Origin of the sequence: Streptomyces sp. URMC 123 (genome assembly GCF_051386515.1) — a bacterium.
Taxonomy (GTDB): domain Bacteria; phylum Actinomycetota; class Actinomycetes; order Streptomycetales; family Streptomycetaceae; genus Streptomyces.
The window spans coordinates 1-8,745 of record NZ_JBPQTV010000275.1; the positions used below are offsets into that span (position 1 = coordinate 1).

The 8,745-nt window shown below is 75.4% G+C and carries 5 protein-coding genes; 4 read left to right on the top strand and 1 reads right to left on the bottom strand.

Annotated elements, in window-relative coordinates; translation table 11 throughout:
* Positions 1 to 177: 177 nt before the first annotated feature.
* On the top strand, positions 178 to 4,317 hold the full coding sequence (locus ACSNOD_RS24505; protein WP_436769205.1) for a glycosyltransferase family 2 protein: 4,140 nt from the start codon (positions 178 to 180) through the stop codon (positions 4,315 to 4,317).
* On the top strand, positions 4,314 to 5,876 hold the full coding sequence (locus ACSNOD_RS24510; protein WP_436769206.1) for a DUF5719 family protein: 1,563 nt from the start codon (positions 4,314 to 4,316) through the stop codon (positions 5,874 to 5,876). Before ACSNOD_RS24505 ends, ACSNOD_RS24510 begins: the two co-directional genes overlap by 4 nt.
* A gap of 39 nt (positions 5,877 to 5,915) precedes the next feature.
* Here ACSNOD_RS24510 and ACSNOD_RS24515 read toward each other — a convergent pair whose 3' ends face one another.
* The gene (locus ACSNOD_RS24515) at positions 5,916 to 6,377 is read right to left on the bottom strand and encodes a metallopeptidase family protein (RefSeq protein ID WP_436769207.1); all 462 of its coding nucleotides are present in this window, start codon (positions 6,375 to 6,377) and stop codon (positions 5,916 to 5,918) included.
* A gap of 271 nt (positions 6,378 to 6,648) precedes the next feature.
* On the opposite strand from ACSNOD_RS24515, the gene ACSNOD_RS24520 reads away from it, so the two are divergent.
* Positions 6,649 to 7,077, top strand: coding sequence for a DUF3499 domain-containing protein (locus tag ACSNOD_RS24520; RefSeq protein WP_436769208.1), 429 nt, complete (start codon positions 6,649 to 6,651; stop codon positions 7,075 to 7,077).
* Positions 7,078 to 7,224: 147 nt separating this feature from the next.
* A complete protein-coding gene (locus ACSNOD_RS24525; RefSeq protein WP_436769209.1) occupies positions 7,225 to 8,583 on the top strand; it encodes a phosphomannomutase/phosphoglucomutase in 1,359 nt (452 codons plus the stop codon).
* The last annotated feature ends 162 nt before the right edge of the window (positions 8,584 to 8,745 follow it).

The window sequence follows — 8,745 nt, forward strand, 5'->3', positions numbered from 1 at the left end:
CCACCCGCCCGTGCGCGACGGGCCGGAGCGCCACCCCCGAGCCGTTAATGTGGGGGCCCGTCCGTGACGCAGCAACGCCCCCTCGGGGCGCGCGCGTCCACCGAGCAGTCCCGGGGGCCCCGGCCCACAGCGGCTTCGCCGCGGGTCCCCGAACCCGGCCGGAGGGCCCGTACCTCGATGTCCGTGCACAGTCACTCGGCAGCCCCGCCCCCCTATCCGGCTGCCATGAACGCGCCCGCTTCCGCCCACGCCGCGGCGCTCTCCCCCGCCCACGCACCGGAGTTCCCCCGGCACGTCGTCACCGCCGTGCTCGTCTCCCACGACGGCGCCCGCTGGCTGCCCGACGCGCTCGCCGGTCTGCTCGGCCAGGAGCGTCCCGTCCAGAACGTCGTGGCCGCCGACACCGGCAGCGCCGACGGTTCCGCCGCGCTCCTCACCGACGCCCTAGGCGAGGACCGGGTGCTGCGCCTCGCCCGGCGCAGCGGCTTCGGCACGGCCGTCGCCGAGGCCGTCCGCGCGGCCGGCGTGCTCACCGCCGAGGACCTGCCCTACCTCCAGCGGTCCAGCGGCTGGGACCCGGTCAGCCGCACCTGGCGCGACGACGACGCCCCCGAACTGCCGCACGGGGACCCCGTCCAGTGGCTGTGGCTGCTGCACGACGACTGCGCGCCCGAGCCCGACGCCCTCACCGAACTGCTGCGCGTCGCCGACACCAGTCCCTCCGTCGCCGTCGTCGGCCCCAAGCTGCGCGGCTGGTACGACCGTCGACAGCTGCTGGAGGTCGGCGTCTCCATCGCCCGCAGCGGGCGGCGCTGGACCGGCCTGGAACGGCGCGAGCAGGACCAGGGACAGCACGACCAGGTCCGCCCCGTGCTCGCCGTCTCCAGCGCCGGCATGCTCATCCGCCGCGACGTCTGGGAGGAACTCGGCGGATTCGACCGCGCGCTCCCCCTGATGCGCGACGACGTCGATCTGTGCTGGCGCGCCCAGGCCGCCGGGCACCGCGTCCTGGTCGCCCCCGACGCCGTACTGCGGCACGCGGAGGCCTCGGCCCGTGAGCGCCGCCCCATCGACTGCGCGGGCCGTTCCGTGGCCAACCCGCACCGCGTGGACAAGTCGGGCGCCGTCCACACCCTGCTCGCCAACAGCCGCGGTCTCGCGCTGCCCTACGTCCTGCTGCGCGTGGTGCTCGGCACCGTACTGCGCACGCTCGGCTATCTGATCGGCAAGGCGCCCGGCCAGGCCCTGGACGAGTTCACCGGACTGATGCGCGTCCTGCTCCGGCCCGAGCGCATCCTGGCCGCCCGCAAACGCCGTGGCCGCCCCGCCGTGGCCGCCGGAGAACTGCGCCCCCTCTTCCCGCCGCCCGGCGCGACCGTACGGGCCACGGTCGAACAGGTCGCCGCCGACCTCGGCGCCCGGTCGGACGCGGAGAGCTCCTCCGGCGCCCGGCACGGCTCGGTCGAGTCCGGGCCCGGTGACGACGACGCCGACTTCCTGGAGGTCGAGCAGTTCGCCCGGCTCAAGCGGCTGGCCCGCAAGCCCGCACCGCTGCTCTTCCTCCTCCTGCTGGTGGCCTCCCTGGTGGCCTGCCGGGCCCTCCTGGGCACCGGCGCGCTCGCCGGCGGGGCCCTGCTGCCCGCGCCCGGCAGCGCCGACGCGCTGTGGGCCCGCTACACCGACGTCTGGCACCCCGTGGGCACCGGCGGAGCCGAGGCCGCCCCGCCGTATCTCGCGGTGGTCGCCGCCCTGTCCACGGTGCTCTTCGGCAGTACGGGTCTCGCCATCACCCTCATGCTGGTCTGCTCCGTGCCGCTGGCAGGACTCACCGCCTACTTCGCCTCCCGGCCCCTGGTCTCCTCCCGCCTGCTGCGCGCCTGGGGAAGCGTGGCCTACGCCTTCCTCCCCGCCGCCACGGGAGCCCTGGCCACCGGCCGCCTGGGCACCTCCGTACTGGCCGTCCTGCTGCCCCTGCTGGCCCGTACGGGCGCGGCGGCGAGCGGCATGACCCGTACGGGCAAAGCCGGCGCCGTAGGGCCCGAGCGGGCCGCGCCACCCGGCTGGCGCGCCGTCTGGGCCTACGCCCTCCTGCTGACCCTGGCCACCGCCTTCACCCCCATCGCCTGGCCCATCGCCGTGGTCCTGGGCCTCGCCGCCCTGCTGTTCCGCCTGCTGGGCGCTCGTCGGGGCCACCCGACCGCGCACGCCCTGCGCTTCCTCGCCGCCCACGGCACGCCCCTGGTGGTCCTCGCCCCGTGGTCGCTGACGCTGCTGACCCATCCCTCGTCCTTCCTCGCCGAAGTGGGGATGGCCTACGAGAGCGGCTCCGCGACCGCGTTCGATCTGCTCGCCCTCGACCCCGGGGGCCCGGGGACCGGCAGTGGAGTCCTGCTCCTCGGCGTCGTTCTGGCCGCCCTCGCCGCGCTCCTGCGGGACGAACGCCAGGTGACCATCCGGGCCGCCTGGATCGCCGCCGCGACAGCTCTGCTCTTCGCCGTCCTGGCCAACGGGCCGTCCTGGGCGGGCCCCGCCACGCTCGTGTACGGGATCGCGCTGCTGACGGCGGCCCTGGTCGGCGCCGAGGGCGCCCGGTACCGGGTCGCCGCCCTCAACTTCGGCTGGCGCCAGCCCGTCGCCGCCCTGATCGCCCTCTGCGCGGGCGTCGCCCCCCTGCTCGCGGCGCTGTTGTGGATGGCCGGTGGGGCCGACGGGCCGCTCGCCCGCCGCGACCCCGTGCAGGTGCCCGCGTTCGTGGCCGAGGAGAGCCCCGACCAGGCCCGCACCCTGGTCATCGGCGGCAGCCCGGCCAAGGTCTCGTACACCCTGGTCCGCGGTTCCGGCGCCCGGCTCGGCGACGCCGACCTGCTCACCGGAACGGGCGGCGACAGCCGTCTGGGCCGGATCGTCGCCCGCCTCGTCGCCGGCTCCGGCGCCGACCAGACCAGCCAGCTCAGCGGCTACGCCGTGCGCTATGTGCTGGTCCGCGACGGCGCGCCCCGCCAGATGAGCCGCGTGCTCGACGCGACCCCCGGTCTCACCCGGCTCAGCAAGCAGGACGGCAGCGCGCTGTGGCAGGTCGACCGGCAGGTCGCGCGCGCCATGATCGTCCCGCCCGTCGCGCCGGACGACGCCGGCCAGGGGGCCCGTACGGCGGGAGCGGCCACCGCCCCGGTGCTCGTCCCCGCCTCGCCCGTGGAGGCCCACACCCGCGTGCCCGACGGGCCCGAGGGGCGCGTGCTGCGGATCGCCGACAAGGCCGCCCCCGGCTGGCGGGCCACGCTCGACGGCAAGCCGCTCCCGAAGAAGACCCTGGACGGCTGGGCCCAGGGCTTCGAACTGCCCGCGGCCGGCGGTCGCCTGGACCTGACCTACGACACCCCGTTCACCCACACCGCGTGGGTGTGGGCCCAGGGGCTGCTCGTCCTCGTCCTGACGGTGCTCGCGCTGCCCGGCCGGCGGCGCAAGGTCGACGACGACCTTCCGCAGTCGTTCGCCGCGGCCGGCGGCGCGACGGGCCCGGCGGCGGACGCGGCCGCCGTGCCCGCCCAGGCGGTGGCGGGAGAGGGCCGCAGGGCACGCAGGCTGCGCGCCGCGGCGGAGGGCCAGCAGGGGGCCGCGGGCGTGCCCCGGCCCGCCGAGGCCGAGGAGCGGCGCACCGCCGCCGCGGACCCGTACGACGGCACCGGCGGGGACGAGGCCGCGCGGCCCGGCGGACCGTTCGGCGCGGAGCCCCTGCCCGACCCGTACGCCGCCACGCCCCAGGGCCGGCAGTACGGCTCGTGGGACGCCCAGGGGTACGCCGCCGGCTACGACCCGTACGCCGCCCAGGACCCCTCGGCGCCCCAGGACCGGCCCGACCAGTACGGGCAGCCGCACGACCAGCAGCAGTACGGCGGGAGCGGCCACCGGAGCGAGCCGTACGGATCGACCGGGCCGCAACCGACAGGACAGTACGGTGACGGCTCCTACGGCGACGGCTCGTACGGCGACGAGCGGGCCGACGGCCGATACGGCGGTGAGCAGTACGGCCGGAGCGCCTCCGACACGGCCGCCTACGGCGAGGCCCCGTACGGCGAGGCCCCGTACGGAGCGACGGGACAGCCGGCCTGGGACGGTTACGGCGACGGGGGACACGGCGCCCCGTACACCGACCCGTACGGCTACCCGGGCGGCCACGCCGACACCGGGACGACCGACGCGGCGCGGCAGGGCCGGCCACCGTACTCCGGTCGGCCCGACGCCCGGCAGGACGCGCAAGAGACGACGTATGGCGGCGGGGAGCACGCCCCCCGCCGCGACGGGAGCAGCAACCAGTGAACCGCACGACCCTCTCCCTGATCGGCGCCGTCACCGCGCTCGCCGCGATCACCACGACCGCCGTACTGACCGGCGCGGGCGACCCCGCGCCCGTCGCGAAGGCCGTGGCGGAGCGGCTTCCGGTCGAGCGGTCCACACTGCTCTGCCCGGCGCCGGCGGCCTCGGAGCTCGCCGAGACCACGTACACCGCTTTCACCCCCAAGGGGGAGGCGCCGACCGACGGCAAGCAGAAGGGCGAGGTCGCCCGTCAGGGTGAGGGTGCCGGGGCGAACACCGCGGAGCTGCGACCGGTCGCCCGCGCCGGCGGCGGCGCGGCCCCCAAGCCGGCCGACGGCAAGGGGGACGCGAAGGACCGGCCCAAGCCCGTCGTGCCCCTGAGCGAGGCCGGCAAGCCGGCCGTCGGCACCACCTCCGACGCCGCCGCTCCCGCGCTCATGGGCACCGCCGACGGCGCCCTCGCGCCCGGCTGGACCGTGCAGCAGACCACCGTGGTGAGTGCCGGCATCGGCCGGGGAGCGCTCGGCGCCTCCTGCACGGCGCCCGACACGGAGTTCTGGTTCCCGGGTGTGAGCACCGGCAAGGAACGACAGGACTACATCCATCTCACCAACCCGGACGACGCCGCCGCCGTGGTCGACCTCGAGCTGTACGGCACGAAGGGCGCCATCAAGGTGACCGGGGGCGAGGGCATCACCGTCCCCGCGCACGCCAGCGTGCCCGTTCTGCTGTCGACACTGACCGCGGAGCCGGTGGCCGACGCGGCGCTGCACGTGGTGGTGCGCGACGGCCGGGTGGGGGCCGCGGTCCAGGCCGTGGACGCCAAGCTCGGCAGCGACTGGCTGCAGGCCGCCGCCGACCCCTCCGGCAGCGCCGTACTGCCCGGCATCCCGGCCGATGCCACCTCGGTGCATCTGATCGCCTTCGCCACCGGTGGGAACGACGCCGAACTGGCCGTGCGGCTGGCGGGCCCGGGGGGCCGGCTCGCGCCGGCCGGCCATGACACGCTCCAAATCAAGAGCGGGATGGCCGTCGCCACCGACCTCGGTGACCTCACCAAGGGCGAGCCGGGTTCGCTGCTGCTGACCCCTGCGGACGGGGCCCGGGCGGACGCCCCGTTCGTCGCCGCACTGCGGGTCGTCCGGGGCAAGGGCGACAAGCAGGAGACCGCGTTCATCCCCGCCGTGGGCCGGATCGACCAGAGGGCCACCGCCGCCGACAACCGGGAGAAGGGCGGCACGCTGTCCCTGGTGGCCCCGGGCGAGGCGACCACCGTACGGGTCACGGCCTCCGCCGGCAGCGAGGGCGGCACCCCGGTCGCCAAGGAGTACACCGTCAAGGGCGGTACGACCCTGGCCGTGCAGCCGCCCGTTCCCTCCGGCGGCAAGGGCGGTCACGCGCTGACGGTCGAGCATCTGTCCGGCGGGCCCGTGCACGCCTCCCGGATGCTCGAACTGCCCAAGGACGGCATTCCGATGTTCACCGTGCAGACGCTCCCCGACGACCGGGGGACGGTGGCCGTCCCGGCCGCGGAACAGGATCTGTCCCTGCTGACGGAGTGACCCGGCGGCCCGTCAGTACTGGTCGAACGGGCGGGCCCGTCAGTCCTGTCCGTACCGCGGGTCGACCGACTCAGGTGCCAGCCCCAGCAGTTCGGCCACCTGCTCGACGACGACCTCGTGCACCAGGAGCGCGCGCTCGTCCCGGCTCTTGGTGCGGATCTCCACCGGCCGCCGGTAGATCACGATGCCGGCGCGCCGGCCCTCCCGGGCCGGGACCGCCTTGCCCAGCGGCACGGCTCCTGATTCCCAACCGCCGTCGAGGGCCTCGTCCCCGGAGCCCGGCGGCGGCACCTCCAGGACCCGGAAGTCCACCTCCGAGAGCTGGGGCCAGCGCCGCTCCAGCCGGTCCACCGAGTCGTGCACCAGATCCACGAACGCCTCGCTCCTGCTGACCGAGAGCGGCACCTGAGGAGGCGCGATCGGTCCGCGCATGCCGCGGCCATGGCGGTCGCGGTGCCGGGGCCTGGGACCGGTCGGGCGGGGCGGTACGGGATTGTCCATCACGGAAGAGGGTAGCCGTCCACCGTGCCCCGGTATGCGCTCGCCGGGGCACCTGGCGGCATGTCGCCAGTTGAACGTTCCGGCCATGGTTGAGCTCGAAAAAGCATGCACTGTCGATCGCCGATCTCAAGACGAATGACACTATTTGCACCGAGTGGTGACAGGAATCCCTGTCGCGCGGCCCGGCGGAGGCCGCCCGTGACGCAGGTCGGAACCGCTGTTCGCAGGTCAGGCCCGGGAGGCGGACAAGGCGACACGGCGGGGTGACCTCATGGAGAGTCGTCGCGGCCCGCTCAAGAGTGCGGTACCGTCCAACCTCGTGAGCCCTGTACGTCGCTGTTCGCGCACCGCGTGCGGCCGCCCCGCCGTCGCGACGCTGACGTACGTCTACGCGGACTCGACCGCAGTCCTCGGTCCGCTCGCCACCTACGCCGAGCCGCACTGTTACGACCTGTGCGCCGAGCACTCCGAGCGGCTGACCGCGCCCCGCGGCTGGGACGTCGTACGGCTCGCCGTCGACAGCGGCCCGGCCCGGCCCAGCAGTGACGACCTCGAAGCCCTCGCCAACGCCGTGCGGGAGGCCGCGCGCCCCCAGGAGCGCGCCGCGGGCGGCGGCGCCGGCCCCGGCGGGCGCAAGCCCGACCCCATGGAGGTCGCCCGGCGCGGCCATCTGCGGGTGCTGCGCTCCCCCGACAGCTGAGGGGACGAACGGGGGCGGCGGCGGCCGGATCGACGCGGCTCACTTCCGACCGGTTCTGTCAGCGGCGCCGGGTACTGTCTCTCCCGTGGGGGATCGACCCCGGGACCGGGACGATCCCGGACAGCCGAACTCCAGGAGGCGTGCACCGTGCCCGACTTGTCGCAGATCGTTAAGGCGTACGACGTGCGGGGTGTGGTTCCCGACCAATGGGACGAGTCGCTGGCCGAGCTGTTCGGTGCCGCCTTCGCACAGGTGACCGGCGCGAGCGCGATCGTCGTCGGCCACGACATGCGGCCCTCCTCGCCGGGTCTGTCCCGGGCCTTCGCCCGGGGCGCGGCCGCGCGGGGCGTGGCGGTGACCGAGATCGGCCTGTGCTCCACCGACCAGCTCTACTTCGCCAGCGGCCACCTGGGCCTGCCCGGCGCCATGTTCACCGCCTCGCACAACCCCGCCCAGTACAACGGCATCAAGATGTGCCGCGCGGGCGCCGCCCCCGTCGGCCAGGACAGCGGCCTCGCCGAGATCCGGGCGCTGGTCGAGCGCTGGCTGGACAGCGGCGCGCCGGAGCCCGCGGCCACCCCCGGGGCCATCACCCGGCAGGACGTCCTCGCCGACTACGCCGCCCATCTGCGCTCCCTCGTGGACCTCACGGCGATCCGTCCGCTGAAGGTCGTCGTGGACGCCGGCAACGGCATGGGCGGTCACACCGTGCCGAGCGTGTTCGAGGGCCTGCCCATCGACCTGGTGCCGATGTACTTCGAACTGGACGGCACCTTCCCCAACCACGAGGCCAACCCCCTCGACCCGAAGAACCTCGTCGACCTCCAGGCCAAGGTCCGCGAGACCGGCGCGGACATCGGCCTCGCCTTCGACGGCGACGCCGACCGCTGCTTCGCGATCGACGAGCGCGGCGAGCCGGTCAGCCCGTCCGCGATCACCGCCCTGGTCGCCGCGCGCGAGCTGGCCAAGCACCGCGGCGGCACGGTCATCCACAACTGCATCACCTCGTGGTCGGTCCCCGAGGTGGTCAAGGAGCAGGGCGGCACCCCGGTCCGCACCCGCGTGGGGCACTCGTTCATCAAGGAGGAGATGGCGCGCACCGGCGCGATCTTCGGCGGTGAGCACTCGGCGCACTACTACTTCCGCGACTTCTGGAACGCCGACACCGGCATGCTCGCGGCCCTGCACGTGCTGGCGGCGCTCGGCGGCCAGCAGGGGACCCTGTCGGCCCTCGTGCGGCAGTACGACCGCTACGCCGCCTCCGGCGAGATCAACAGTACGGTCGCCGACCAGGCCGGCCGCGCCGCGGCCGTCCGGGCCGCCTACGCCGACCGCGCGGGCGTCGAGCTCGACGAGCTGGACGGGCTGACCGTCACCTCCGCCGACTGGTGGTTCAACCTCCGGCCCTCCAACACCGAGCCGCTGCTGCGGCTCAATGTCGAGGCCCGGGACAAGCAGACGGTGGAGAAGATCCGCGACGAGGTCCTGGCCATCGTCCGCGCCTGACCGCTCCTGACCGCGGCGGGCCGCCCGGCCGAGGGCCGCGGTGCCCCGGCCGGGCGGTCCTGGTGTGCCCGGCCGGGCAGTCCGGGCCGTCCGGCTGGGCCCTGGCCGGGCGGCCCGGACCCGCCCGGCCCGGCGGCGGGGCGCCCCCGCCGACGCCCCCCC

Excerpts from the sequence above, each read along its gene's own strand:
- ACSNOD_RS24515 (WP_436769207.1), bottom strand. The coding sequence starts at position 6,377 with ATGGACAATCCCGTACCGCCCCGCCCGACCGGTCCCAGGCCCCGGCAC.
- ACSNOD_RS24520 (WP_436769208.1), top strand. The coding sequence starts at position 6,649 with ATGGAGAGTCGTCGCGGCCCGCTCAAGAGTGCGGTACCGTCCAACCTC.
- ACSNOD_RS24505 (WP_436769205.1), top strand. The coding sequence starts at position 178 with ATGTCCGTGCACAGTCACTCGGCAGCCCCGCCCCCCTATCCGGCTGCC.